Source organism: Paenibacillus sp. JCM 18996 (genome assembly GCF_055392555.1).
Genome location: NZ_AP043884.1, coordinates 237,748 through 261,366 on the forward strand (window position 1 = coordinate 237,748; position 23,619 = coordinate 261,366).

The following is a 23,619-nucleotide window of genomic DNA, read 5'->3' on the forward strand; positions in this document are numbered from 1 at the left end:
GTCGTGTTCCCGCCGCTTAGCCTGATCGAGGAACCCCAAATCAACGGTGGCTGAAGGCCAACCAGCAGCGGCTGGAACCCCATACCCTTTTCTTCCTTACGCGCAAATAGCTTGGTTTACTGCAAAGATCTAAAGGACGCCGCCAGGCGTTTTTTCTTTTCGCCAAGTTTGTCCCTGAGGTCCGATGCTCATAATGGTATTAACACACAAGACAAGGTGGAGGGCGCTTTGGACAAAAGAAGGCTTTTTCTGAGCTGGCTGGCTTTAACAACCGCATTTGCGCTTATTTTAGGCAGGCTGTTCTGGATTCAGTTGATCAGCCCGCGAAGTTTTTCCAGCCATAAGGTGGACCTTGCCCAAAATTCCGTATACCAGAGGCAAAAAGGGATCGTGCTCAACACGGGGAGAGGCGATTTTTATGACAGGAATGGCATGCCGCTCACCGGTGAGTCCAGGCAGGTGCTGATCGTTTTCCCGGTAAAGCCGGCTTTTCCGGCCAAGGATTTCCGGGGAAATCTACAGCAGATTCGTGCTTTGGCCGACATTCTGAACACGGATCAGCACAGTGTGGACGTTTTTATAAACGGGATCAAAAAGCCCGCAATTTGGAAGGACGCGGATTCGAGCCGGCCAATTGCGTTGTCGCCGCAGCAGTCGGCGCTGATTAACAGGCTGGCTTTGCCGCAGCTTAAGGTAGCGGAATATAAAACCAGGATCAGGCAGGATTCCACGGCAAGACATCTGCTCGGCTTTACGAGCCAGGATCCGGAACGGGTGGCGGGACAATATTCCCGGTTCATTCAGCAGGGCAAACTGTCCGTCAACAGCGAAATCGGCAGCGCGGGGCTTGAGAGGACGTTTCAACCATGGCTGATGGGCATCGGGGAAACGTCCTTGTCCTATTTTACAGACGCAAAGGAAAGGCCGCTGCCCGGTTTGGAAGCGCGAATCATCGCACCGGATCCCGTGTATTATCCCCTCAAAATTATGACCACGCTGGATCTGCCGGTACAGCAGAAAATCGAGTCGGCAATGGATCGCCTTCATATTAAGGAAGCAGCTGTAGTCGTGCTGAACGCCGACAGCGCCGATGTCGCAGCTATGGCGAGCAGGCCCGGGTACGATCCGGCGCATATCGATTTGCAGAGCGGGGATTGGGGCAACAGGGCGATCAAAGCAGCGGCCCCCGGGTCGGTTTACAAGACATTGATCGCTGCGGCCGCATTGGAAAAAGGGGTCGTTGGCCCGCATGAAACGTTTGACTGTGAAGGAGCGCTCGGCAAATACGGATTTACCTGCTGGAAGAAAGAGGGGCATGGCGTCATCGATTTTGAACAAGCTTTTGCGGAATCCTGCAATATAACTTTTGCCAAAGTGATGGAAAGGCTGACATCCGATGAAGTCGAGCAATATGCCCGTAAGCTTGGGCTTATGGATCCTGTCGGTTGGACTGGGTCCGTTGGGCCGTATAAGCATTTTGCGCAGCTGGACAATGAAGAAGGAGGGCAGCTTTTCTCCCAGGGCACCTCCCGCAACGATGACGGAGTGCGGGTGCAGACGGCGATAGGCCAGCGGGATGTGCAGATTACACCTCTGCAGGCGGCGAATCTGATCGTTACCCTGCTGCATAAAGGGACGGTGCTCTCTCCCAGGGTGGTCAGCGAAATTCAATTTGCCAATGGACGGACGGAGGCGGATTTTCCGGTAAAGGCTTTATTTTCAGAAAAGAAGTCAATATCCGCTAAAACGGCCGAGGAACTGCTGAATATGATGGAGCTCGTCGTAAAAAAAGGGACAGGCAGGGAGCTGCTGCACGCGAAATGGGAGCTGGCAGGTAAATCCGGAACCGCGGAAGTCAAGGATGAAGCCCGGTCTGCGACCCATCAATGGTTTGTGGGCTACGGGCCGGTCAAGGCGCCAAAATATGCCGTAGCGGTGCTTGTGAAAAATGTGCAGCCTGGACAAAGCGGTCAATCCACCGCCCTTTTCAAAGAGGTGATGGATATTCTGGAGCAATCGGGCAAACAGCGAAGCCTGTCGTAGCGGAATGGGGCGCAGTCCGCCGAGCGAGGTGGTGCATGGTTTCTCCGCATTGCATATTGTATGGTAAAAGCAAAAAGAAAGGCGGAAGATGTCCATGAAAGCAAGAATGCTGAAAGAAGGAATCGATTTTGTGGCGGGAAATAAAAAATTGCAGCAGATGTTCAAGGATCTGGGAAGCATGAAAAAACAGCTGGAGGCCGTCATGAAAAACGCGGACAAGGTGAAATTCAAGTAGAGCCCTTGTCTCCTCATAGCGATAGCGTTAGAATGGGAAATACCATTTTTATGCGAGAGAGAGGATTATTATGTCGCAATCATTGTTCAACCGGCCCGAGCGGATTGTACTCCTCGACCGCAGCGGGCATACGGAGCCTTTTCCCGTACTGCTTCCCTTTGCTGTGGAAGAGCTGTTATGCAGAAAGGTTGCCGGAGGATTTCCTCCGGTCGTTCATTTATGGAGGCACCCGCGCGCTCTGGTGATGGGCCTGCGGGACAGCCGGCTGCCTAAAGCTGCGGAGGCGCAGAAGTGGCTTGAGGCCCAAGGCTACCAGGCAGCTGTACGAAACTCCGGCGGGGCCGCCGTGCCGCTGGATCTCGGTGTGGTTAACGTGTCGCTCATTCTGCCCAAAATTCAAGGGGACGTCGCACACCGGAAAGATTTTGAACGGATGTACGGACTGGTGAGGGACGCTCTGCAGCTTTCCGGAATTGTAGTGGACAAGGGTGAAATTCAAGGCTCTTACTGCCCGGGGGATTTTGACTTGAGCGTGCAGGGGCGCAAATTCTGCGGCATCGCTCAAAGGCGGCACCTGAATGGCCTGATCGTGCAGGCGTTTGTGGTCGTTGAGGGGATCGGAGCCGACAAAGCCGAGCTGGCTCGGCAGTTCTATGCCATCGCCTCCGGCGGGGCCGGGGCAGCGGACTATCCGCTGGTTACCCCATACAGTATGGCGAGCTTGTCCGAGCTTGCGGGGACCTTTAGCTCCGAGCAATTCACGGAGGCTGTGCTTCAGGTTCTAGGGCGGATATCCACTATTGAGCCATGGGCTTTGACGGACCTGCTCGCCCAGGCAGAAATCAATCAAATGATCGATACGCTTCATTCCCGCTACGGCATATCCACATAAAGAGTCCGCTACTTTAAGGATTTCCTCTTTGGTCAGCTTGCCGCGCACTTTGTAATGTACATCCCCCTCATCCCGTCGCGTTCCCTCTTTCTCCCCGGGCGGTTTCTTCTCGATTGCACTCCATAGGGGACAACTAAATTTTACCAAATCGGAAAACGGGGGCCACAGTAGAAAATTAACGCTTATTCGCCGAAGTAACGCAAAGCTTCCGGAAGCTCCTTCTGCCAGAATCCCCAAAGGTGCACCCCATCCCGCTCCAGATAGCACACTCTGGCTCCTTTTTCCTCCAACAGCGGTTTGGTCAACCGGTTATGTTCAAGGAAATCGTGCGTTCCCCTCTCCGTTTTCACCTCCGTTTCCTGCAGCCCGATCAGCATGTACATCTTCAGCCAGGATAAATCGGTTTCTTGTGCAAGCCGCTCCCGGGTATTTCCATAAAAAGCCCCGGATAAGGATATTACTTGGCAAAATAGGTCACGATAATCTAAGGCGAGATGGAGCGAAACAGTGCCGCCCAAGGAATCCCCGGCCAAAATCCGTTGCCCCTTGTCCCGGCGTACGGCGTATTTGTTCTCGATAAAAGGAAGCATCTCTTCCGCGAAGAAGCGGCAGTAGCTGCGGAACCGCTCCCCATCCGGAGAATACTCGGAGGTACGGGTTGCCATGTTGACGTCTGCCCCTACAATAATGGCGGGTTCCCGGTCTTCGTCCAGGACGAGCTGGGTCATTAAAGTCGCGATCCGCCCGAAGTTAAAAAACTGCTCTCCGTCTTGGCAGTAAATGACAGGATAAGTAAGCAGCTCGCTATACCCGGGCGGCAAATAGACGCGAAGGGAGCGCCGCTCCTCGAGAAAGGTCGAATGAAGGTCTTCCTTCACGATTGTCCTTTTATAATATTTGGAATCCATAGCGGCATCTTCTCCTGTTTGAGTATTGTGATATTTGGGTATTTTTAGCAGGTGTATTATAATAGCGGGCTAAAAATACGGTTTCTGTACTATATCATTTTTGCATCTGTTATATATGATGTTGCAAAATTAGTCATGGTTATTCAACGAAATGGTGTACTTTTTAAAAAAACAGGTTTATAATATCACTATAACAGAAGAAAATGAATGTGGGTATGAAAATCAATAATGAGGTGAATTGGATGAGCAAGCCACGTTACGAAGTCAGTTCAGAGAATGTCGAAGCGCTGTCGGTTCTCGCGCCCGACGGTTCGGTTATCAATAAAGAAGCGATGCCTGAGCTAACAGACGAGCAGCTGGTCGAGGTTATGAAAAGAATGGTGTACACCCGGGTGTGGGATGAGCGCGCCGTCAATTTGGGACGCCAAGGGCGTCTCGGCTTTTATGCTCCGGTCTCCGGGCAGGAAGCTTCCATGGTGGGCAGTGAGTTCGCGCTTAACAAAGACGATTTCATCTGCCCCGGATACCGCGACATGCCGCAGATCGTATGGCACGGGCTTCCTTTATATCAAGCGTTCCTTTATTCAAGAGGGCATCAGCACGGAGGGCAAATTCCCCAAGATGTCCATGTTCTCATGCCGCAAATCATCATCGGTGCGCAGATCCTTCATGCGACCGGCGTAGCAATGGCTTTCAAGAAAAGGAACGAGAAGCGCGTAGCGATCACTTATACGGGTGACGGCGGAAGCTCCGAAGGAGATTTCTACGAAGGCTTGAACTTTGCCGGCGCATTCAAGCTGCCCGCCATTTATTTTGTACAGAACAACGGTTACGCGATCACGACTCCTTTTGCCAAACAGACAGGCGCCCAATCCATTGCCCACAAGGCTTTGGCGGCGGGGATCCGTGGAGTCCAAGTAGACGGCATGGACGTTCTGGCCGTGGTCAAAGCGGTGCAGGAAGCCGCGGAGCATGCAAGAAACGGCGGAGGGGCGACGCTGATCGAGGCTCTTACGTACCGCTTCAGGCCGCATTCCATGGCGGACGACACTACCAAATACAGAACGAAAGACGAAGAGGGCGAATGGGAGCCCAAAGATCCGATTACCCGCTTCCGCGCTTTCTTAACCAATAAAGGCCTGGTTACGGAAGAGCAGGAGAACGCCTGGAGAGACGAAGCTAAAGCATGGGTGGCCGAGAACATCAAGAAAGCCGAACAAACAGAGAAAATGACGGTTGCCGGCCTGATCGATTCGATGTACGAGGAAACACCGAAATACCTGGAAGAACAGAAAGCGGACTTCGCTTAATTAAGCCAAGCATCCGGTGGGCCTGCCAGGCCCGGTACAGAGCTGCTAATCCCGAGCACCGTTTATATAAGGAGGAAAACAACCGTCATGGCACAAATGACTATGATTCAAGCGATAAAAGACGCAATGCGCGTGGAACTGCAACGTGATCCGAGCGTGCTGCTGTTCGGCGAAGACGTAGGTAAAGTGGGGGGCGTGTTCCGCGCCACCGAAGGTTTGCAGAACGAATTTGGCGAAGACAGGGTGTTCGATACTCCGCTGGCCGAGTCTGCAATCGGCGGACTGGCCGTGGGAATGGGCATACAGGGCTTCCGCCCCGTAGCGGAAATCCAGTTTGTCGGGTTTATTTTTGAAGCCCTGGACCAGATCGCGGTTCAAGCGGCCCGCATGCGCTACCGTTCCGGAGGCCGGTACAACGCTCCGATCGTGTTCCGAACCCCGTTTGGCGGCGGGGTAAAGGCTGCGGAGCTGCATACGGACTCCCTGGAAGGTTTGCTCATGCAAACTCCGGGTATTAAAGTAGTGATCCCTTCGAACCCCTACGACGCGAAAGGGTTATTGATCTCCGCGATCCGGGACAACGACCCTGTATTCTTCATGGAGCATCTTAATCTGTACCGTTCTTTCCGCGCGGAAGTTCCGGAAGGAGAGTACACTGTGCCGATCGGCAAAGCCAGTGTAGTGAAGGAAGGCAAGGACGTCACCATCATCAGCTACGGCGCCATGGTGCACACTTCCTTGAAAGCGGCCGAAGAGCTGGAGAAGGAAGGCATCAGTGCGGAAGTGATCGATTTGCGCACCTTGATCCCTCTGGACATCGATACACTTGTGGAATCCATCAAGAAAACGAATCGCGCTATTGTAGTTCAGGAGGCACAGAAGACTTCCGGAGCTGCGGCAGAAGTGATAGCCCAAATCAATGAGAAAGCGATTCTTCATTTGGAAGCTCCCGTTCTGCGCGTAGCCGGCCCGGACACTGTATATCCTTATGCCATGATCGAGGACGCGTGGCTTCCAAACCCCGCAAGAGTGATGGCCGGCGTGAAGAAAGTGATGGAATTTTAATAAGCGAAGTTTAGACACTAAATTAACCGTAAGCCTTAGGAGGTCATGACTCGTGGGTATGTTTCAGTACAAGTTTCCTGAACTTGGCGAAGGGATACATGAAGGCGAAATCGTAAAGCTGCTCATTAAACCGGGCGACAAAGTGAATGACGAGAGTATCCTGATGGAGGTTCAGAACGATAAAGCGGTCGTAGAAGTCCCTTGTCCGGTAGAAGGCACCGTGAAGGAAGTCAAAGTGAAAGAGGGCCAGGTGTGCCATGTCGACGAGCTGGTGGCGGTCATTGAAGTCGAAGGCGAAATAGAAGGAAGCGAAGGGCCGGCTGCGGGCGGTTCCGATACTACGGCGGCTCAAGCCCAAGGCTCAGCGGAAGAGAAGCCTGAAGCAGCAGGCAAAGAAGGCGCCGCTGCTGCTCCTCCTGCCGCGGCAGCTCCAGCGCCGGGCAAGGGGCAAGAGGCTCCCGCAGCCAATGCCAAAGAAGTGCTGGCCACCCCGAGTGTGCGCAAGTTTGCGAGAGAAAAGGGCGTGGATTTATCGCAACTTAACGGCACCGGCAAAAACGGCCGCATTACGAGGGAAGACATCACCGGGTTCACCCCTGGTCAATCGGCCGCCGCACCCGAAGCGGCTGAAACGGCTGCAGCTCCTGCGGCCGCGGCTCCGGCTCCTGCAGCTGGCGACCGTGCGGAAGAACGTGTAGCGTTCAAAGGAATCCGCAAAGTAATTGCCAATGCGATGGTGAAATCGGTATACACCGCTCCTCACGTGACGATCATGGATGAGGTCGATGTAACGCAGCTGGTCGCGCTTCGTACGAAAGCCAAGCCGACCGCTGAGAAAAAAGGCGTAAAGCTTACTTATCTCCCTTTCATTGTCAAAGCTTTGGTAGCGGCCTGCCGCCAGTTCCCGGTCATGAACGCAATGATCGACGAACAGGCTAACGAGATTGTCTACAAAAAGTATTACAACATCGGAATCGCAACCGACACGGACAACGGATTGATCGTTCCTGTCGTAGCCGACGCCGACCGCAAAAACATCTGGATGATCGCGAATGAAATCCGCGACCTTGCTTCCCGCGGACGCGAGGGCAAATTGGCCCCTCAAGAGATGAGAGGCAGCACGATTTCCATCACCAACATCGGTTCCGCCGGCGGCATGTTCTTTACTCCGGTCATCAACTTCCCTGAGGTGGCGATCTTGGGTACCGGCCGCATTTCCGAGAAACCGGTAGTAAGAAACGGCGAGATCGTTGCCGCGCCTGTAATGGCGCTGTCCCTAAGCTTTGACCACCGCATCATCGACGGTGCTACGGCGCAAAACTTCATGAACTACATCAAGCAGCTGCTGGCCGACCCAGAGCTGTTAGTAATGGAGGTATAAGACTATGGTAGTAGGAGACGCTTCTATAGATATTGACGTACTGGTTATCGGTGCCGGACCCGGCGGCTATGTGGCCGCCATCCGCGCCGCCCAGCTTGGCAAGAGTGTAATGGTGGTAGAGAAAAACGAACTCGGCGGGGTATGCCTTAACGTGGGATGTATCCCCTCCAAAGCTTTGATCTCGGCTGCACACAATTATGAAACGATGACTCATTCTTCCTCTCAAGGGATTTCCGCGGATAATATCAAAATCGATTTTGCCAAAACCCAGGAGTGGAAAGGCAAAATCGTCAAACAGCTGACCGGCGGTGTCGGCATGCTGTTCAAGAAGCACAAGATCCAGGTGTTCCGCGGCGAAGCGATGTTTATCAATGAGCATGAAGCGCGTTTGTTCAATGAGCAGGAATCTCCGCGCTACCGTTTCCAGCACTGCATTATCGCTACCGGTTCCCGTCCGATTGAGCTTAAGCCGTTCCCGTTCGGCAAGAGAATCCTGTCCTCCACCGAGGCGCTTTCTCTGAGTGAAATTCCGAAGAGCATGGTAGTTATCGGCGGCGGTTATATCGGGATCGAGCTTGGCCAGACGTTTGCGAAGTTCGGAACGAAAGTGACCGTTCTGGAAGGCTCGGACACAATCCTGCCGGGATTCGAGAAGGAAATGTCCAAATTGGTCGCCAAGAATCTGGATAAAGCCGGCGTAGAGGTGTTTACCGAAGCTATGGCCAAATCCTCCGAAGCGACGGAGAAAGACGTAACTGTAACGTTTACCGTGAAAGACGAAGAGAAGAAAGTAACTGCAGATTATGTCCTGGTTACTGTGGGACGCCGTCCGAACACCGACGGAGAGCTGGGGCTCGACCTGATCAATATCGAGATGGCCGAGAGAGGCTTGATCAAGATCAACGAGAAATGCCAAACCAACATACCGCATATCTATGCGATCGGCGACATCGTAGCAGGCCCTGCACTCGCGCATAAGGCTTCTTACGAAGGCAAAGTAGCGGCGGAAGTCATTGCAGGGATGGCCAGCCAAATCGATTACAAAGCGATTCCGGCAGTTGTGTTCTCCGATCCGGAAATCGCCAGCGTCGGTTTGAACGAAACCGAAGCGAAAGCGGCAGGATACACCGTACAAGCCGGTAAATTCCCTTATGCGGCTAACGGACGCGCCTTGTCCGTGAACGCGACAGACGGCTTTGTCAAGCTTGTAGCCGATAAAGAAACCGGCCTGGTGCTTGGCGCTCAAATCGTAGGGCATGAAGCATCCAACCTCATTGCCGAATTGGGCCTCGCGATTGAGATGGGCACTACGGTGGAAGACATTGCGATGACCATCCATGCTCACCCGACACTGGGAGAGATCGTGATGGAAGCGGCTGACGTGACTTTGGGGCATCCTATCCACATATAATATAGCAAATATACAAACAAAGAGCAGAGGCGGGCGCCTCTGCTCTTTGCTGTTACAAGGGGATAATCGGGGGAAATCAGTGCAACTGGATTGACAGTTATTGCTTGACGGTTTTGTTGTAAGTCGCGATTTTGCTAGTAATTTCCTTGGCTGCGGCGTCGAGTGCCTCTTTAGGCTGTTTCTTGCCGTTGACCGCCTCTTCCATCGCCGTCTCCGTGATTTGTCTTGCTTCCGGGAATACGCCCATTACAGCGCCTTGGGTAGCTTTGTTCAGCTTGGTGCTGTGAAGCTGGTCGACAGCAGTTTTAAACTGCGGGTATTTCGTCATATTTTCTTTTACGCTCGGCTGATCATAAGCTTTCTTTGTGATCGGGAAATATCCTGAATTGATGTGCCAATAAGCTTGCTGTTCCGGAGCAACGAGATATTTGATAAATTCCCACGCGGCCTTTTGCTCCGCCTCGGGACGGTTGTTCAAGATATACAGGGAAGCGCCGCCTACGATCACTCCGCCATCCTTAGCCCCTTGCGGCTTTGGAAGGAACGCGGTGCCGACTTGGAACTTGTCTCCGACCGAGCTTACAATTCCTTTCAAGGAAGCCGTGGAATCAAGCGTCATAGCCACCTGGCCTGCAGTGAAAGCTTTTTTCGTATCGTCGGTTTTACGGCCGAGATTTAATGCCGACTTGTCGTCGACCATACTCTTCAGCCAAGTCAGAGTCTTAACGCCAGCTTCTGCGTTAACAAGAGACTCCGTAGCAGGGGCCGTTCTTCCGTTTCCGTTGTTCAGGAGCTCCGCGCCCTGGTTTGCGAAGAACTGCTCCATAAACCAGCTGTAAAGGGCGAAGGAAGCGCCATATTTTCCGTCTTTAGTCAGCTTTTTCGCGGCATCAGCCACTTCTTCGTAAGTTACAGGAGGCTTCTCAGGATCCAGGCCCGCCGCTTTGAACATGTCTTTGTTGTAATAAAGAACCGGGTTGGAAGTGTTGAACGGCATCGAGTTCAGCTTGCCGTCGAGTGTATAGTAGCCCAGAATGTTCTCTTCCAATTGGGAAACGTCGAATTTATCGGCGTCAATAAACTTCTGCATCGGAGTGATAGCCTTGGAGTCGATCATAAAGCGGCTGCCGATTTCGTAAACCTGGATCAGGGACGGTCCGCTCTTGGAATCCATAGAGGCTTTCATTTTGTTCAGGCTCTCGTCATAGTTTCCCTGGTAAATCGCTTCTACTTTAATATCCTTGTGAGACGCGTTAAAATCCGCAACAAGCTTGTCCACCGCTTTAGTGAGCTCTCCGCCCATCGAGTGCCACCATACGACTTTAACCGGCTGACTTTCCTTAGCCGCTGGGGCAGGGCTTGCTGCGTTATCACCTGTGTTTCCTTTGGAACAAGCGGTGCTGAATAACATCAATGCAGCCATTATAACCAGAAAAAAACTTCTAAAACTGCTTTTCATCGGATTCTCTCCTTGGTTTTAATTTATATATGAACCTTCTAGAGGGACATATCTATCCTTTTACTGCTCCGGCGCTTATACTTCGTACAAGCTGTTTCAATCCAAGCATCAACAGAATCAGGGAAGGGAGCAGCACCAGCGTGACGCCGGCCAGCACCAGGTTCCAAGAAGTGAACTCTTCCCACTGCAGCATGGAAATACCTATTTGCACCGTTCTCATCGTATCGCGGTTTGTGATGAGCAAGGGCCATAAATACAGATTCCAGGCGTGCAGGAACGCATATACGCCAAGGGTGGCTAAACCCGGCCTGCTCAAAGGAAGCGCAATGGAGAAATAAATTCTGATCTGGCCGCTGCCGTCAATCTTGGCCGCTTCGAACAGCTCCCTGGGAAGCTGCATGAAAAATTGCCTTAAAAGAAAGGTGCCGAAGGCAGTAGCCATGAAAGGCACCGTTAATCCCTCGTAGCTATCCATCCAACCCCAGGCTTTAACGGTTAAATAGTTAGGAATCATCGTGACTTCCGAAGGAACCATCATCGTAGAGAGGAACAGGGCGAACAGCAGCTTTTTTCCTTTAAATTGCAGCAGCCCGAATGCGTAACCGGCCAAAGAGGCGGTAATCAGCTGTCCTATTGTAATGCTCGCCGCGGTAATAAAGCTGTTCTTGATAAAATCGATGATCGGCACGGCTGCCAGAACACCAATAAAATTTCCCATATAAAAGGAAGAGGGCAGGAGCGGCGGCGGGTACTTGGAAGCTTCCGCGGGGGTCAGCAGCGCGCTCCAGAAAGTATACAGGACAGGAAACATGACTACCAGCGACAGTAAAACGAGCAGAGCGTACATTAATGCTGCTTTCGGTTTAGTTATCATTGGTAATGTACCTTCTTTTCGAAAAATGTGAACTGGATGACCGTCAGCACCATAATGATGGCAAACAGGATAAGGGCTGCGGCGCTGCCCGCACCAAATTGGAAGTTGACGAACGCTTCCTGATAAATCGCGTAAACGAGCACTCGCGTACTATTGATCGGGCCTCCCTTGGTCATAATATGAATCTGGCCGAAGGTCTGCAGTATGTTGATGATGGATACGATCGACACAAAAAATATGGTCGGAGAGATCAGCGGCAGGGTGAGTTTGCGAAAAGTATGGTACGGAGAAGAACCGTCTATTTTCGCGCTCTCGTAAATTTCCTGGGAAATTCCCTGCATTCCGCTGAGCAGTACAAGATAATTGAAGCCCAGGTTCATCCATATCGTCATTATGGAGACAGAAATCAGCGCCCATGCGGGGTCGGCAAGCCAAGAAACAGGATGGAGCCCGATCGATTGCACAAAATAATTGAGTATCCCTACGGTCGGATGGAACAGCGCCATCCAGATTACGGCGCCGGTACCGGCCGAAATGGCCATTGGGAGGGCAAAGAAAAATTGAAACACCTTTATGCCGCGCAGCCGGTTTACTGTTAACCAGGCCAATAACAGCGAGGCCACGATGCCGAGCGGGATTGTGAATAACGCAAACAAACCCGTGACTTGCAGACTTGTCCAAAATTTATCGGAAACTAGCAACTCCTTGAAATTGTCCGTTCCCACAAAGGCCGCGACTCTACCCCTTGGATCCGTAATATGCAGGCTAAGATACACGGTTCTCAGCAGCGGATAGAATAGAAAGATGCTGAATAAAACCAGAGAAGGAGCAAGGAACAAGTAGGCGAGGCCGGTTTCTTTCCATACGGCTAGCCGGCGGGACTGGGTTTTTGGTGAAGCAATCCGGGCTGGTTGTGATATATCTATATTATTTTTTGCCATGCCCATAGGCTGACCTCCTTCTTTAATTGACTTGTCTCATTATAGAGAAGGAATGTTTTTCGCAAGTTAGCGGGATGTAAAATAATTGTTAACAGTTGTCGATTTATGTCGAGAGATATTGTGGTATAGCGCATATGTGGTTTAACAGCCTGCAAAATCAGAGTGGAAGTGTAATCCGCAGGCTTTTTTTTGTACATAAAAGCGCAGTGAAATGGCATTGTCAAGTTAATTTTATATTAAAGTATGATGAGAATGGGGAGAAAGAAACATTAAAAAATTCCTCGTTTATTTGAATTGTTTACGCAGTGTAAACATTGTGGCGCCCCACAGTTAACCCGTTTGCAGGGATATGAATTTTTTTTAACGTTAATTTCGCTGTGCTTATTTGCAGTTTTTGGGTGTTTCTATAGATGTTTCAGTATGGTAGTTTGGTAGGAGCCGAGACTTCAGGGACGTTATATTTCAATTGAAGTGCGGGGGACGATATATCGAGGCGCTGTTCTTTTGTAACTTGCGCTGCAGGGGTGAATCGAGCTTTTTTCGTTAGGGCTGTATCCTTGGGCCCGAACCCGTCAACTAACCTCGTAGGCGAATAGAAAAGGAGACGATACCAGATGAACCTTTTTTCTTTGAAAAAAACAATGCCTGTAATGGGGATTGCCGTGGGGCTTCTTGGCGTAAGCGGTCCTATTTCTTTTGCGGCGAAAACTCCGCTGCCTCTACAGGCAGAAACCGCTGCAGTAAAAACGAAAGCGCAGGCTGTGAATTTTACTGTGGAGTGGCCGATTTTCGGACCAAAGCAGGTGGAACGTTTTGTAAAGCCCAATGCTGAAGCGGCAGCTACTGGCGCCCCGGCTGCTGCAGCCGTTGACGCGTCGGAGAAGGCACCGGCTGATGTGTCAGCCCCGCTGCTCGCCAACCTCAAGCCCGCCGCTGCGCCCGTGGCTGTCGCACCCCAACCCGTGGTAGTTGCCGCTGCACCGGCACCCGCGCCAGTCAATGAAAAGACAGTGTCTGCTCCGGCTGAACCTGATGCCAACAAAGCAGCCGTTGCTCAATCTGATGCCACTAAAGCAGTCCCGGTCAAGGCTAAAGCCGACGCGCCTGCCAATTTTAAAAAAGAGATCGAGGCTAAAGCCACAGCCTATTCCGGTTCTGCGGAAGAAAACGGAGGGTATGCCGGTATGGATGCCATGGGAAATAAACTTGAGCTCGGAACGATCGCTGTCGACCCCCGAGTGATTCCGCTGGGTTCCACGGTGTACGTAACCGGTTATAACCACAATGGGCTGCCGGTAAAAGGTATGACCTTTAAAGCTACGGATACCGGGGGAGCCATTAAAGGGAACCGTATCGATATATTCCTGCCCGGATCGAATGATCAAATTTCCTCGTTCGGCATTCAGAACGTCAAAATATATGTACTATAATAGAGATAGATATGGAAAAGGTCCCTGCACTTTATGAGTACGGGCCTTTTTCGTTTTGACGTCAAAGCGGGGACTCTCACATTTTTATTCCGTCAGCTTATTGATTACCATTACCGCCGCACCCGTCACCAGAGCTTCTTCTCCAAGACGGCCCTGGCTGAAAACAACCTGATAAATCGGATAATAATACGTGTTCTGGATGGCCACTTTGGTGGAAACCCGGAAGAACAAAGGGTGCGCATTAATAAGCGGGCCGCCCAGGATGACTTTCTCGGGATGAAGAATGTTAAGGAGGTTGGCCAGCCCGATGCCGAAGTATGCTGCGGACTGTGTGAACAATTCGACCGTCAAGGGGTCGTTCTGCTTTAAAGCCGCGGTCAAATCGGTGAATGTGATTTTCTCCGGGGCGCCCGTGATGCTGCGCAGCGCGCTTTCACGCCCTTGCTTAAGCCTGGAAACAGCCGCCTGCTCCAAAGCGTGGACGGACGCGAAGGATTCCAGGGATCCGTAATTTCCGGATGCGTTCAGCCGGGGTCCGTCGGTTTGAATAATCATTTGGCCGATCGAGCCCTCCATATCCACCGCCCCGTAAACCACCTTTCCGCCCGCGGTCATCGAAGAACGAAGGCCGACCCCGAGATGGATGTACAGCAGGTGGCGGTAATCCCGCCGGCGGTCCGCCCAATATTCGCCTATGATCGCCGTGTTCGCTCCATTATCCAGAAAGACGGGGATGTTTAGCCGGTCCTCCAGAAGCTGCACTATAGGCACGTTGCTCCAGCCCGGAGCGGGAAAATGCAGCGGGCTCAAGATCATCCCGGCGGCAAAATCCAAAGGTCCTACGGCGCCGATTCCGATGCCCAGTATCGCCGAGGCTTCGATGGCATGCCCGGACAGCATGGATTCCATGGAAGAGACCAGTTCGGTCAGCAGTGCATCTGGCGTCATTTTTTCCGTCATCAGCCACCGTTTCGTTTCCAGCTTGTTCATATGCAGATCGCAAAGGATGAGTTTGGAGCTAAGCCTGGAAATTTCGATGCCGACCACATAAGCATACAGGGGATTCGTCCGGTACAGGATGGGCCTTCTCCCTCCGGTGGATTCTCCCAGCCCTGCTTCCACAAGCAAGCCCTGAGCGGTCATTTCCTCCAGCGTTCGGGTGAGCGTGCTGCCCGTCATCGAACTTTGCTCCAGAAGATCTATCTTCGACATAATATCCTGTTTGCGGATCAATTCGTATACTTCTTTGCTTTTCCGGTTTGGCAGCCGGTTCTGCGGCAAAAGCTTATCCATAAAAAAACCCCCGTCATCGAGCTCTCTTGTCACAAAAAGAGCTGGCTACAAGGGTTTATTATACATGAGCGGCGGGCGATTAACCATAGATGGCTGCGCCCAGCAAGCCGGAAAGCATAATGACATACAACGGATGCATCCTCTTTACAAACAAAGCGTACAGAGCTGCGGCAAAAATAAGTCCGGCAACGGCGGTATGCAGCGAGATTGCCGCGATCAATCCGTTGGAAGAGGCAAACCTGTACGCACCATAGAAAATAAGAACGGCAACGACGGGACGGAGCCCGTAAAAAGCGGATTTGACCCATAAATTGTCATGATATTTTTGCAAAAAAGCGGCCACAACTATGAGGATGAGCAGCGAGGGCAGGACGATCCCGGCCGCCGCGGCGCAAGCTCCAAGCCATCCGGATGTGCGGTAGCCTATTATAATGGCGCTGTTGGTAGCGATAGGACCCGGAGCCATCCCCGCCAGGGCGATTACGTCTGTAAGCTGTTGAGTAGTGAGCCAATGATGCGATGTCACTTCCCGCTCTATGACGGGGATCATCGCGTAGCCGCCGCCGAAGGACACCAGGCCGACCACAAAAAAAACGGCGAACAACTGCAGGATCACCATGGACACACCCCCTAGATACCGTCTCCGATGTAATAATCTTTGTATTTATATCCGGCTTCTTTTCGTTTAGCATAGTGAGTCTTGAGGCCCTGCTTCTTTCGGTAAAAAGTGGCGGCTATGCCTGCGGCAAGCCCCAAGCCAATCAGGACCGCCGGATGGATATCAGCGAATATGAGAATGGCCACGCTGCCTGCCGCAGCGGCCAGTGTCACCTTGTCAAAAACGGCCGTTTTGCCGATGTGGACTCCTGCGTAGACAATGATTGCGACAACGGCGATGCGGATGCCCTCGAATGCGGCCTTGATTTTCGGATAGCTCTGCAGGTGCACCAGCGCGACGCTTAGGGCGATAACAATGAGAAAGCCGGGCAGCGTCACTCCCAGACAGGCTGCCGCCGCTCCAAGGATCCCCGCTTTGCGGTATCCGACCAGTATGGCTGCATTGATTGCGATCGCGCCCGGCGCAGACTGGGACAGAGCAAGCAGGTCGGCGATGTCTTCTTCTTCCACCCAGCCCCGCTTCTCCACCGCTTCCTTCCGGATCAGAGGGATCATCGCATACCCTCCACCGAAGCAGACAGGGCCGATTTTCAAAAAGGACCATAAGATTTGGGTAAGAAGCTTCCATTTGTCATGCGTTTCATGAGTTTTTCCTTTCAATGGAAATCTCACCCCGTCTCTAATAAACTAGCTTTATTATACAATACTTAAATTCATTTTGGAATAAACAAACGTCTAGATTTGAAAAACGATTAAAATATATTGTAGATCAAGAAATAAACCAACAAAATTGATAGGAATATCCGGAATAAGGCCAAACTTTTTACCTAAACGGTTTTTATGGTTCTCTATGTGAAGATAACGAAACGGGAAATGATAGAGGCATTGCGGCGCTGTGCGGCGGATGATTAGAACCGATAGGGGGTAATATAGTAGCTTTCATCAGGCAACCCCGGATTTCAAACTTCGCTTCATTCTCGTCTTGAGTAGGTTGAGCAGATATCGGAATATTAGAACATTCAGGTTCCGGGTTAATAATGGTAATACAGATGGAGGTGTTGACTATGCCAAAAGAAGAACCGGAAGTGTCGCCAAAGGTAACGCCGGAGATTAGCCCGAGGGTTGCACCGGAGGTATCGCCGAAGGTAGTCCCTGAAGTATCGCCGAAAGTAACGCCGGAAGTATCGCCAAAGGTAACGCCGGAGATTAGCCCGAAGGTTATGGACACAGCAGCCTCTTTTGGGCTGCTGTGTCCATGTTTTACTTCGGATGCCGCTGCACATGGAGCAGGCGCGTGAAAAGTCCGGCTGCGCCGAAGGCTAGACCGGTGATGAGGCCGATCCAATAACCGTAGGCGCCGAGCGATGAGGAGTGGGCCAGCCAATAACCGGTCGGCAGCCCGATGACCCAGTAGGAGACCAGGGCGACGAACAGGGTAACATTTACATCCTTGTAGCCGCGCAGCGCTCCCTGGATAGGGGCGGCCAGCGCGTCGGATAACTGGAAGAAGACGGCGTACAATAAAAAATGCTTCGTTAAAGCGAGGACGGCCGGCTCTTTCGTATAGATCGCCGCTACCTGGTCGCTGAACGTGATCAAAAACAGCGCGCACAAAGCCGCCATCGCGATAGCCAGTTGCAAGCCAATGTAGCTGTACTGCCGGGCATCCTTGTACCGCTTGGCGCCGGCTTCAAAGCCGACCAGTATCGTCAGAGCCATCGAGATGCTCATGGGCACCATATACAGGAACGAAGCGAAATTGATGGCGGCCTGGTGCGCCGCGATAGTAAACGTATTATATTCGCTCATGAGAAGCGTAACGGCCGAAAAGATGCTGGTTTCGAAGAATATTGCAAATCCGATCGGCAGCCCAACCCGCAGAAGATCGCTCCAGGCTTTCCACGAAACGCCGTACCATTTATTCGGTGCCCCATATGCGGTAAAGGGCTCCACCCGAACAATAACGGCGATAGCCAGAATACATATGCACCAGTAGGTGATGGCGGAGGCGACACCCGCTCCGATGCCTCCCAGCCTTGGGAATCCGTATGCCCCAAAAATAAACAAATAATTCATCAAGCTGTTTACAGGAAGCGAAATTAGTGTAATCCGCATCGACATCCGCGTCTGTCCCAGTCCGTCCATAAATCCCCGCAGAACGGTGTAAATAAACAGAGGCACAGTACCCGCGGAAATCGCCAGCAAAAAGCCCTTGGCCGTATGCCGCACCGAAGGCTCCAAATGCATGCCGCTCAAGAGCGGATCCAGCGCGAAAAACAAAAAAATCATTACAACAACAGCGATGGCAGCAGCCAGATAAATTCCCTGGAACAGCGTAAAGGGCACTTTCGCGCGGCGGCCCTCGCCGACAAGCCTCGCTACAACCGGCGTTACCGCGAACAGGATCCCCGTAAGTCCGGTCTGGACCGGCACCCAGATGCTTGTTCCGATCGCAACTCCGGCCAGGTCTGCAGCGCTGGCGTGCCCGGACATGAAGGTGTCAAAAAAAGTCATCGCAAACATCGTCAGCTGAGTAACAAGTATAGGCAGCAGGATAACAAAAAGCTGCTTTATTTTTTGGGATAGGGTGTAGGTCTGATTCATTTGATTATCTTATCATAAAATTTCTTTAACCTGCCAATTATTGCGCCGGCCGCTGCCAGATTTTAGCCGTTCTATCAGCATTATGAAATCATAAAAGAAACCGGGAAGGTTACTCTACACCTAAGGTGGAAGCGAATTAAATTAAGGAGAACCCCGGTGATCAGCAGATGAAAAGACCCACTAAAGTGATTCTAATGTTATTATGTCTGGTTATCGTTTTGTCAGGGTGCCGCCTCGGCCGCCAGAAGATCCTTCCCAAGCAGGAAAACAGCCATAAAGAGCAGGTGCTGACGGACAACACGCCGAAAACCGGCGAAGCGGTAAACATGCCGCCTGCAGCATCCCAAACGAAAAGCGGCAATTCAGGCATCATGCCTGCACGCCTGCGCATTCCTTCCCTGAAAATCGACGCCATCGTCGAACCCGTGCACGTATTGGAAAACGGCGCCATGGGGGTGCCTGAGAATTTTGACCGGGTAGGTATTCTGGTGCCGTGGACGAAGCCGGGTGACAAGGGGAACGCGGTGATTTCCGGCCATGTTGATCATAAGACGGGTCCCGCAGTGTTTTTTTATCTGAAAAGGCTGTCCCCAGGCGATAAAATTTTCCTCTCCAACGACGAAGAAAGACAATTGACATTTGTGGTAAAATCCGTTGAGGCTTTCAAAACGGAGGAGTCGCCGCTTGAGCGCATTTTCGGTGCAGCTGAGCAGGTCAATTTGAATTTAATCACCTGTACGGGCAAATTTAATAGAACCACTAAAGAACATGAAAAGCGGTTAGTCGTCTTCACCGAACTGCTCGAAGATACCGCACCGAAATGAACTATCCTGAAATTGGAAATTTTATATGGCGATTAAAGAGCTAATAACTGGATAATCTATAATTGTCTTCTCAGACATATGTAGAGCAATCAACGGCGAAGGAGGTGCATATCAATGAAAAAGATTTTGTCACTGGCTATTGCAACATGCGTACTGTTCTCTGCAGCTTCCTTTGCTTTTGCTGAGCAGCCTACAGGCGGTACATCCGGTGGTGGAACTACTTCTGGAGGAACAACAGGCGGAACTGCAGGCGGTGGTACTACCGGAGGGGCAAAAGGCGGTACTACAGGCGGCGGAGCTACTACACCAGGCATGCCAAAAACAGGAATGGGCGGCGCAAGCAACTAATCCTTAAAAACGATCGGACAGGGAGAGTTTCCATACTTTCCCTGTCTTTTTCATGCCGTGAAATTGTGCGGGCAGTGCGCTATTGCGTGTGAGCGTCTTGACAAGAGATCTGGCTTGACCGATAGCGCGTTTCTGAAGTAATGTATCCACAAATGCCGGATGAGGGAAGAAAGGAGCGGGAAATGGAAGCATATCAAAATCTGATAGGGGTCGTACTGGAAAAGCTCGGCCAAACCTATAAGGAGCTAAAGTTCAATTATGAAGGGCTGCACGGGGTTCTGTGCAATCATTCGGAGGAAGAGATTTCTGAGACGCCGGAGCTGCTCACAATCAAGGAACTGCGCGATTCCTACGCGGAATTCATTCGAACTATGGAAAACCGGTTTCCCGGCATTAAATCGTTATAAAGGTAGCGCTGATCATCTCAAATTTAAAAAGGGAAAGAGAGGCGGTGTGCCTCTGCAATTCCCTGGTTTGCATTATTCGCTGGCTCCGCCCATACCTGTTTTTGGCATGCCTGGTGCAGTAGCTCCGCCGCCTGTAGTGCCGCCAGTTGGGCCGCCTGTAGTGCCCGCACCTGCATCGCCTCGTGCTCTGACGCGAGCTCCGGCTGCACCGGCTCCGGCTCCGCCTTCGACTTTCACGCCAGCTCCGCCGCGGCCGACAGATCCGCTTACGGAACCGCCAATCGAACCCCCGACTTGACCGCCGGAAGGCTGCTCGGCCAAAACGACTGCACTAGTCGACAGCGCCAAAAAACTGCAAATTACTCCTGCAATAATTTTTTTCATCTCGTATCCTCCCTTCTTGATGACATCTCTAGCGGTAAATAATTTTCTCCAAACGGGACAGGATTATGCAGGGCTTCTGGACCGGAAAGTTGGCGGATGAATCGTCATAATTATGCGCGGGAAGCAGGCAAATGAAAGAAGGATTTTTCAAATTCATGAAGAATAGAATTTTGAGATTATCCAAATATAGGGAACGAGAGTGAAAACGGATTTATGAACCATGGGCGGCGGAATTACTGGTTGCTTTTTACCGACACGATTTTATTTATGAATGCAATGACGTTCTTGTCTGTAAACGCAGTCATTACATATTTTTTGGCCAATTTGGGAGCCAGCACGTTTGAGATAGGTTTGGCCAATGCTCTGGTTTCCATCGGTTCGTTTGTGAGCCAGCCGGTCTTTTCCAAAAAAGTAATGAATTTAACGCACAAACTGGCTGCTTTTGTTAAAATTTTATTTATCCAACGCGTCTTTTTTCTTGCCTTCGTGCTGACGATCCCTTTGATTGCCGAGTCGCATCCGCGTCTTATGGTCCTGCTTTTTCTGCTGTGCTGGGCCGTCTTCAGCGTGTTTGTCGGATCGTATGGGCCGTTCTATATGAGTTTGTTTGCCAAATTCGTGGCGGAGCAAAAGCGGGGCAGGCTGCGGGGATACAGCGGAGGAGCGGCCAATGTGCTTTCCCTCGGATCTGCTGCCGCGTGCAGTGTAATCCTGAAGCATGTACCGTATCCTTATAATTATACTGTCATTTTTGCTGTGGGTGTCTTCCTGCTTCTCCTCGATGTAGCGACTTTCATGTCAATGAAAGAGGGGCAGCCTGATGAAGTGACCAGAGTTGATTTTAATTACATACAATATTTTAAAAAAATCCCGGAAATGTTTCGCGAGCACAAGCCTTTCAAGCGTTCAGTCATCGGGTTTTCGTTCATGGTGGCCTCACAGGCCAGTCTGGCTTATTACGCGTTGTATTCAGTTCGGATCTATCATGCCGGCAGCGCTGAGATTGCGTTGTTTACGGCCATTACCGCTTTGGCTAACATCGTCAGCAGCGTTGTATTCGGTATTTTATCCGACCGCATCGGGCATAGGATCATGCTTGTCCTTTCTTCCGTGTGCGGCGGATTGGCGGGAGTTTTAATCCTCGTAATCCCAGGCTTGTGGACGGTTTATGCGGCGTTTGCTTTGACGAATTTCTGTATGAACGGATACAACTTGAGCAGCGGCATTCTGGTTATCGAGCAGATTCCCCGAGCGCGGCTGCCGATGGGCATCAGCATTAACACGATGATTACCCTTATCGTTTCTTCTTTACTGACAATAGGCAGCAGCTTTCTGATAGACCAATTCTCTTTTCTCTATGTATTTGTGATCGCAGGATTGTCAGGCTTCGCGGGAGCAATAATTTTGTACAGCGGCAGCAAAGCTCCTGCCAAGGTATCGGAAGCAGGCCGAACACTCTGACTTTGGCATTCTAAGCAGCTGTCATCATAGTAAAAGAACAGCGGCAAAGCCTGTACGGCCCTGGCGCTGTCCGTTTTACTGTAGGGCTGCCGCTGACAGCAATTATTTCTTTTTGCTCTCTGCCCGGTTGATGTTGCGCATGGCTTTGGCTTCCAGCTTCACAGCCGAAGTGATTTCGTTTTCCGCTGTTTCCAGGCGGTTTTTTTTGATGGAGCGGATTGCCTCATTGAGCTCTTCAATGGCCTGCTTTAATTCCAGGATGGCCTTCATTCTGGAATGATGCTTGCTTACCATACTCTCACACCCTCTCTATTAAGATAATCCATAATATTCATAGAGTGGTGCTTGGTATAGGTGCAAGCTACGCATCTTTTGGCACATTTTTATTCGCTTGCTGTACAGGTGCGGCTGGAGCGTGCGCCGGAATCTCGAGGCTTTGGAACTTCATGAAAATAGCGGTAGCTGCAAGCGCCAGTCCGTTAAGGATGAAAACGATACGGATCGGTATCCACCCGCCAAGGAAGCCTCCAACGATAGGCCCCAGCATCATGGCAAGCTGAGTGGCTGATTGGTTGATAGAGAAAGCGCGTCCCCGGAACTCCGGCTGAGTGACTTTGACGATCATTGCGTTAACCGCAGGGTACACCCCGGCGAAAAAAATGCCGTACAAGAAGCGCAGCAGCCCGAATCCTACCAGATGGACCGCAAAGAATTGCAGAAGGTTGCCGATTCCGCCGCCTAACAAGCCGATGAACAGAATCTTCGGGTATCCGAGCTTCGCGCCGAGCTTGCCCCATCGGGGGGCGGCCAGAATCGCGGCGATGCCGACCGCGGAGAAAATAATGCCCGATTGCAGCGAAGCATCCTGCTTTGAAGCGCCCAGCTGCAGCACGTAAACGGTAATCAGCGGTTCCAGGACCATGACGGAGAAGGTAGCCATCATAACCAAAGACATCAAACCGACGAACGCGCGGTTCGACGCCGCGGTCCTGAGATCCTCGCGGATACTGGAGCGTACGCCCGTCCTGCTCAGCTTGCTTTCTTGTACAAAGAAGGTTGCTGTCAAGGCTGCGATCAGCACAACCGCACCTGAAAAAAGAAACGCCGCCCGGTTTCCGAACCAATGGCTCACCACTCCGCCGATAAGGGGGCCGACAATCCCCCCGGTCGCTCCGGCCGTCGACATGACGCCAAGAGCGTAGCCTACATGCTTGTCCGGCGTATTAGTGGCGACTAGGGCGGTGGAAGCGGGGACATAGCCCGCCAGCAGGCCTTGAAAAATCCGCACCGCAAGGAGCTCGTAGGGATTCTGGACAAAATAATTAAGAAAATAAAGCGCGGCGAGACTGTAGCCGGAACGGATCAGCATCGGCTTCCTGCCGTATTTATCCGCGAGCGATCCCCAATAAGGCGAAATGAGAGCGCTTGCTAAAAAGGTGATGCCGAAAGCGAAACCGGACCACGTTTCCAAATGCCTTTCGACGCCCAGCTCCGTATGGATAAAAATAGGGAGAAAAGGGATGGAAATCGAGTACGCGGTACTGCAGAAAAAGACTCCGATCCATAAGACAGTCAAATTTCTTTTCCATGAAAGCTCCATCCTGCGCGTCACTACCTTCGGTTTGGACTTTTGGGAGTTATTGGTATGTAGCTTCCATTTTATCACCGCGTTCCGGATTTGACTATCCGAATTGTTTAGGCAGTCTTATTTTTCGGATTTGAATCTGCCCG

General features: G+C 51.6%; 24 protein-coding genes and 1 riboswitch. Of the genes, 13 read left to right on the plus strand and 11 right to left on the minus strand.

What is annotated here, in order from left to right:
- Positions 1 to 228: 228 nt before the first annotated feature.
- From ACZ5N7_RS01165 to ACZ5N7_RS01175, 3 genes are all read left to right on the plus strand, one after another.
- Positions 229 to 2,043: a peptidoglycan D,D-transpeptidase FtsI family protein gene (locus tag ACZ5N7_RS01165; RefSeq protein WP_464656637.1), complete on the plus strand. Its 1,815-nt coding sequence runs from the start codon at positions 229 to 231 to the stop codon at positions 2,041 to 2,043.
- A 94-nt stretch (positions 2,044 to 2,137) separates the two neighbouring features.
- Positions 2,138 to 2,278: a hypothetical protein gene (locus ACZ5N7_RS01170; protein ID WP_464656639.1), complete on the plus strand. Its 141-nt coding sequence runs from the start codon at positions 2,138 to 2,140 to the stop codon at positions 2,276 to 2,278.
- Positions 2,279 to 2,348: 70 nt separating this feature from the next.
- Positions 2,349 to 3,170, plus strand: coding sequence for a lipoate--protein ligase family protein (locus tag ACZ5N7_RS01175; protein ID WP_464656641.1), 822 nt, complete (start codon positions 2,349 to 2,351; stop codon positions 3,168 to 3,170).
- 182 nt (positions 3,171 to 3,352) lie between these two features.
- Here the strand turns inward: ACZ5N7_RS01175 and ACZ5N7_RS01180 are convergent, their stop codons facing one another.
- Positions 3,353 to 4,078 (minus strand): alpha/beta hydrolase, encoded by a 726-nt coding sequence (locus tag ACZ5N7_RS01180; RefSeq protein WP_464656643.1) that lies wholly within the window; start codon positions 4,076 to 4,078, stop codon positions 3,353 to 3,355.
- A 242-nt stretch (positions 4,079 to 4,320) separates the two neighbouring features.
- Here ACZ5N7_RS01180 and pdhA point away from each other — a divergent pair, with 242 nt between their 5' ends.
- The 4 genes from pdhA (at position 4,321) to lpdA (ending at position 9,245) form a co-directional block, all read left to right on the plus strand.
- A complete protein-coding gene (gene pdhA, locus ACZ5N7_RS01185; protein ID WP_464656645.1) occupies positions 4,321 to 5,388 on the plus strand; it encodes a pyruvate dehydrogenase (acetyl-transferring) E1 component subunit alpha in 1,068 nt (355 codons plus the stop codon).
- An 87-nt stretch (positions 5,389 to 5,475) separates the two neighbouring features.
- Complete coding sequence (locus ACZ5N7_RS01190; protein WP_464656647.1) at positions 5,476 to 6,453, plus strand: alpha-ketoacid dehydrogenase subunit beta; 978 nt, start codon at positions 5,476 to 5,478, stop codon at positions 6,451 to 6,453.
- A 58-nt stretch (positions 6,454 to 6,511) separates the two neighbouring features.
- Entirely contained in the window at positions 6,512 to 7,834 is a 1,323-nt protein-coding gene (locus ACZ5N7_RS01195; RefSeq protein ID WP_464659098.1) for a dihydrolipoamide acetyltransferase family protein, read from the plus strand.
- Between the two features lie 4 nt (positions 7,835 to 7,838).
- Positions 7,839 to 9,245, plus strand: coding sequence for a dihydrolipoyl dehydrogenase (gene lpdA / locus ACZ5N7_RS01200; protein WP_464656649.1), 1,407 nt, complete (start codon positions 7,839 to 7,841; stop codon positions 9,243 to 9,245).
- Between the two features lie 97 nt (positions 9,246 to 9,342).
- Here the strand turns inward: lpdA and ACZ5N7_RS01205 are convergent, their stop codons facing one another.
- The 3 genes from ACZ5N7_RS01205 to ACZ5N7_RS01215 are packed head-to-tail and all read right to left on the minus strand — an operon-like array spanning position 9,343 to position 12,525.
- Entirely contained in the window at positions 9,343 to 10,704 is a 1,362-nt protein-coding gene (locus ACZ5N7_RS01205; protein WP_464656651.1) for an ABC transporter substrate-binding protein, read from the minus strand.
- Between the two features lie 52 nt (positions 10,705 to 10,756).
- Positions 10,757 to 11,578: a carbohydrate ABC transporter permease gene (locus ACZ5N7_RS01210; protein WP_464656653.1), complete on the minus strand. Its 822-nt coding sequence runs from the start codon at positions 11,576 to 11,578 to the stop codon at positions 10,757 to 10,759.
- Entirely contained in the window at positions 11,575 to 12,525 is a 951-nt protein-coding gene (locus ACZ5N7_RS01215) for a carbohydrate ABC transporter permease (protein WP_464656655.1), read from the minus strand. Before ACZ5N7_RS01215 ends, ACZ5N7_RS01210 begins: the two co-directional genes overlap by 4 nt.
- 420 nt (positions 12,526 to 12,945) lie before the next feature.
- Positions 12,946 to 13,125: riboswitch (cyclic di-AMP (ydaO/yuaA leader) on the plus strand.
- An 8-nt stretch (positions 13,126 to 13,133) separates the two neighbouring features.
- On the opposite strand from ACZ5N7_RS01215, the gene ACZ5N7_RS01220 reads away from it, so the two are divergent.
- Complete coding sequence (locus tag ACZ5N7_RS01220) at positions 13,134 to 13,949, plus strand: 3D domain-containing protein (protein ID WP_464656657.1); 816 nt, start codon at positions 13,134 to 13,136, stop codon at positions 13,947 to 13,949.
- A gap of 84 nt (positions 13,950 to 14,033) precedes the next feature.
- Here the strand turns inward: ACZ5N7_RS01220 and ACZ5N7_RS01225 are convergent, their stop codons facing one another.
- The 3 genes from ACZ5N7_RS01225 to ACZ5N7_RS01235 form a co-directional block, all read right to left on the minus strand.
- Positions 14,034 to 15,242, minus strand: coding sequence for an ROK family protein (locus ACZ5N7_RS01225; RefSeq protein WP_464656658.1), 1,209 nt, complete (start codon positions 15,240 to 15,242; stop codon positions 14,034 to 14,036).
- Positions 15,243 to 15,321: 79 nt separating this feature from the next.
- The gene (locus ACZ5N7_RS01230) at positions 15,322 to 15,861 is read right to left on the minus strand and encodes a chromate transporter (protein ID WP_464656659.1); all 540 of its coding nucleotides are present in this window, start codon (positions 15,859 to 15,861) and stop codon (positions 15,322 to 15,324) included.
- A gap of 11 nt (positions 15,862 to 15,872) precedes the next feature.
- A complete protein-coding gene (locus ACZ5N7_RS01235) occupies positions 15,873 to 16,520 on the minus strand; it encodes a chromate transporter (protein ID WP_464656661.1) in 648 nt (215 codons plus the stop codon).
- A gap of 404 nt (positions 16,521 to 16,924) precedes the next feature.
- Between ACZ5N7_RS01235 and ACZ5N7_RS01240 the strand changes: the two genes are divergently transcribed.
- A complete protein-coding gene (locus ACZ5N7_RS01240) occupies positions 16,925 to 17,158 on the plus strand; it encodes a hypothetical protein (protein WP_464656663.1) in 234 nt (77 codons plus the stop codon).
- On the opposite strand, the gene ACZ5N7_RS01245 is transcribed toward ACZ5N7_RS01240, so the two are convergent.
- Positions 17,121 to 18,464, minus strand: a complete 1,344-nt coding sequence (locus ACZ5N7_RS01245) for an MATE family efflux transporter (RefSeq protein WP_464656665.1) — start codon at positions 18,462 to 18,464, stop codon at positions 17,121 to 17,123. The genes ACZ5N7_RS01240 and ACZ5N7_RS01245 overlap by 38 nt on opposite strands.
- 167 nt (positions 18,465 to 18,631) lie before the next feature.
- Between ACZ5N7_RS01245 and ACZ5N7_RS01250 the strand changes: the two genes are divergently transcribed.
- The 3 genes from ACZ5N7_RS01250 (at position 18,632) to ACZ5N7_RS01260 (ending at position 20,043) form a co-directional block, all read left to right on the plus strand.
- Positions 18,632 to 19,288 carry a class F sortase gene (locus ACZ5N7_RS01250; RefSeq protein ID WP_464656667.1) on the plus strand — a complete coding sequence of 219 codons (657 nt, stop codon included), beginning with the start codon at positions 18,632 to 18,634 and terminating at the stop codon, positions 19,286 to 19,288.
- 114 nt (positions 19,289 to 19,402) lie between these two features.
- Positions 19,403 to 19,636 (plus strand): hypothetical protein, encoded by a 234-nt coding sequence (locus ACZ5N7_RS01255; protein WP_464656669.1) that lies wholly within the window; start codon positions 19,403 to 19,405, stop codon positions 19,634 to 19,636.
- Between the two features lie 182 nt (positions 19,637 to 19,818).
- Entirely contained in the window at positions 19,819 to 20,043 is a 225-nt protein-coding gene (locus ACZ5N7_RS01260) for a hypothetical protein (RefSeq protein ID WP_464656671.1), read from the plus strand.
- A gap of 72 nt (positions 20,044 to 20,115) precedes the next feature.
- Here ACZ5N7_RS01260 and ACZ5N7_RS01265 read toward each other — a convergent pair whose 3' ends face one another.
- Positions 20,116 to 20,427: a hypothetical protein gene (locus ACZ5N7_RS01265; protein ID WP_464656673.1), complete on the minus strand. Its 312-nt coding sequence runs from the start codon at positions 20,425 to 20,427 to the stop codon at positions 20,116 to 20,118.
- A 213-nt stretch (positions 20,428 to 20,640) separates the two neighbouring features.
- On the opposite strand from ACZ5N7_RS01265, the gene ACZ5N7_RS01270 reads away from it, so the two are divergent.
- Positions 20,641 to 21,888, plus strand: a complete 1,248-nt coding sequence (locus ACZ5N7_RS01270; RefSeq protein WP_464656674.1) for an MFS transporter — start codon at positions 20,641 to 20,643, stop codon at positions 21,886 to 21,888.
- Between the two features lie 102 nt (positions 21,889 to 21,990).
- Here ACZ5N7_RS01270 and ACZ5N7_RS01275 read toward each other — a convergent pair whose 3' ends face one another.
- Both ACZ5N7_RS01275 and ACZ5N7_RS01280 read right to left on the minus strand, forming a co-directional pair.
- On the minus strand, positions 21,991 to 22,182 hold the full coding sequence (locus tag ACZ5N7_RS01275; RefSeq protein ID WP_464656675.1) for a hypothetical protein: 192 nt from the start codon (positions 22,180 to 22,182) through the stop codon (positions 21,991 to 21,993).
- A 67-nt stretch (positions 22,183 to 22,249) separates the two neighbouring features.
- Positions 22,250 to 23,488 (minus strand): MFS transporter, encoded by a 1,239-nt coding sequence (locus ACZ5N7_RS01280; protein WP_464656676.1) that lies wholly within the window; start codon positions 23,486 to 23,488, stop codon positions 22,250 to 22,252.
- Between the last annotated feature and the right edge of the window lie 131 nt (positions 23,489 to 23,619).

Excerpts from the sequence above, each read along its gene's own strand:
- ACZ5N7_RS01255 (WP_464656669.1), top strand. The coding sequence starts at position 19,403 with ATGAAAAAGATTTTGTCACTGGCTATTGCAACATGCGTACTGTTCTCT.
- ACZ5N7_RS01280 (WP_464656676.1), bottom strand. The coding sequence starts at position 23,488 with ATGGAGCTTTCATGGAAAAGAAATTTGACTGTCTTATGGATCGGAGTC.
- ACZ5N7_RS01275 (WP_464656675.1), bottom strand. The coding sequence starts at position 22,182 with ATGGTAAGCAAGCATCATTCCAGAATGAAGGCCATCCTGGAATTAAAG.
- ACZ5N7_RS01260 (WP_464656671.1), top strand. The coding sequence starts at position 19,819 with ATGGAAGCATATCAAAATCTGATAGGGGTCGTACTGGAAAAGCTCGGC.
- ACZ5N7_RS01250 (WP_464656667.1), top strand. The coding sequence starts at position 18,632 with ATGAAAAGACCCACTAAAGTGATTCTAATGTTATTATGTCTGGTTATC.
- ACZ5N7_RS01210 (WP_464656653.1), bottom strand. The coding sequence starts at position 11,578 with ATGATAACTAAACCGAAAGCAGCATTAATGTACGCTCTGCTCGTTTTA.
- ACZ5N7_RS01215 (WP_464656655.1), bottom strand. The coding sequence starts at position 12,525 with ATGGGCATGGCAAAAAATAATATAGATATATCACAACCAGCCCGGATT.
- ACZ5N7_RS01190 (WP_464656647.1), top strand. The coding sequence starts at position 5,476 with ATGGCACAAATGACTATGATTCAAGCGATAAAAGACGCAATGCGCGTG.
- ACZ5N7_RS01180 (WP_464656643.1), bottom strand. The coding sequence starts at position 4,078 with ATGGATTCCAAATATTATAAAAGGACAATCGTGAAGGAAGACCTTCAT.
- ACZ5N7_RS01245 (WP_464656665.1), bottom strand. The coding sequence starts at position 18,464 with ATGAATCAGACCTACACCCTATCCCAAAAAATAAAGCAGCTTTTTGTT.
- ACZ5N7_RS01270 (WP_464656674.1), top strand. The coding sequence starts at position 20,641 with ATGAACCATGGGCGGCGGAATTACTGGTTGCTTTTTACCGACACGATT.
- lpdA (WP_464656649.1), top strand. The coding sequence starts at position 7,839 with ATGGTAGTAGGAGACGCTTCTATAGATATTGACGTACTGGTTATCGGT.
- ACZ5N7_RS01220 (WP_464656657.1), top strand. The coding sequence starts at position 13,134 with ATGAACCTTTTTTCTTTGAAAAAAACAATGCCTGTAATGGGGATTGCC.
- ACZ5N7_RS01240 (WP_464656663.1), top strand. The coding sequence starts at position 16,925 with ATGCCAAAAGAAGAACCGGAAGTGTCGCCAAAGGTAACGCCGGAGATT.
- ACZ5N7_RS01225 (WP_464656658.1), bottom strand. The coding sequence starts at position 15,242 with ATGGATAAGCTTTTGCCGCAGAACCGGCTGCCAAACCGGAAAAGCAAA.
- ACZ5N7_RS01205 (WP_464656651.1), bottom strand. The coding sequence starts at position 10,704 with ATGAAAAGCAGTTTTAGAAGTTTTTTTCTGGTTATAATGGCTGCATTG.
- ACZ5N7_RS01175 (WP_464656641.1), top strand. The coding sequence starts at position 2,349 with ATGTCGCAATCATTGTTCAACCGGCCCGAGCGGATTGTACTCCTCGAC.
- ACZ5N7_RS01265 (WP_464656673.1), bottom strand. The coding sequence starts at position 20,427 with ATGAAAAAAATTATTGCAGGAGTAATTTGCAGTTTTTTGGCGCTGTCG.
- ACZ5N7_RS01170 (WP_464656639.1), top strand. The coding sequence starts at position 2,138 with ATGAAAGCAAGAATGCTGAAAGAAGGAATCGATTTTGTGGCGGGAAAT.
- ACZ5N7_RS01230 (WP_464656659.1), bottom strand. The coding sequence starts at position 15,861 with ATGGTGATCCTGCAGTTGTTCGCCGTTTTTTTTGTGGTCGGCCTGGTG.
- pdhA (WP_464656645.1), top strand. The coding sequence starts at position 4,321 with ATGAGCAAGCCACGTTACGAAGTCAGTTCAGAGAATGTCGAAGCGCTG.
- ACZ5N7_RS01195 (WP_464659098.1), top strand. The coding sequence starts at position 6,512 with ATGTTTCAGTACAAGTTTCCTGAACTTGGCGAAGGGATACATGAAGGC.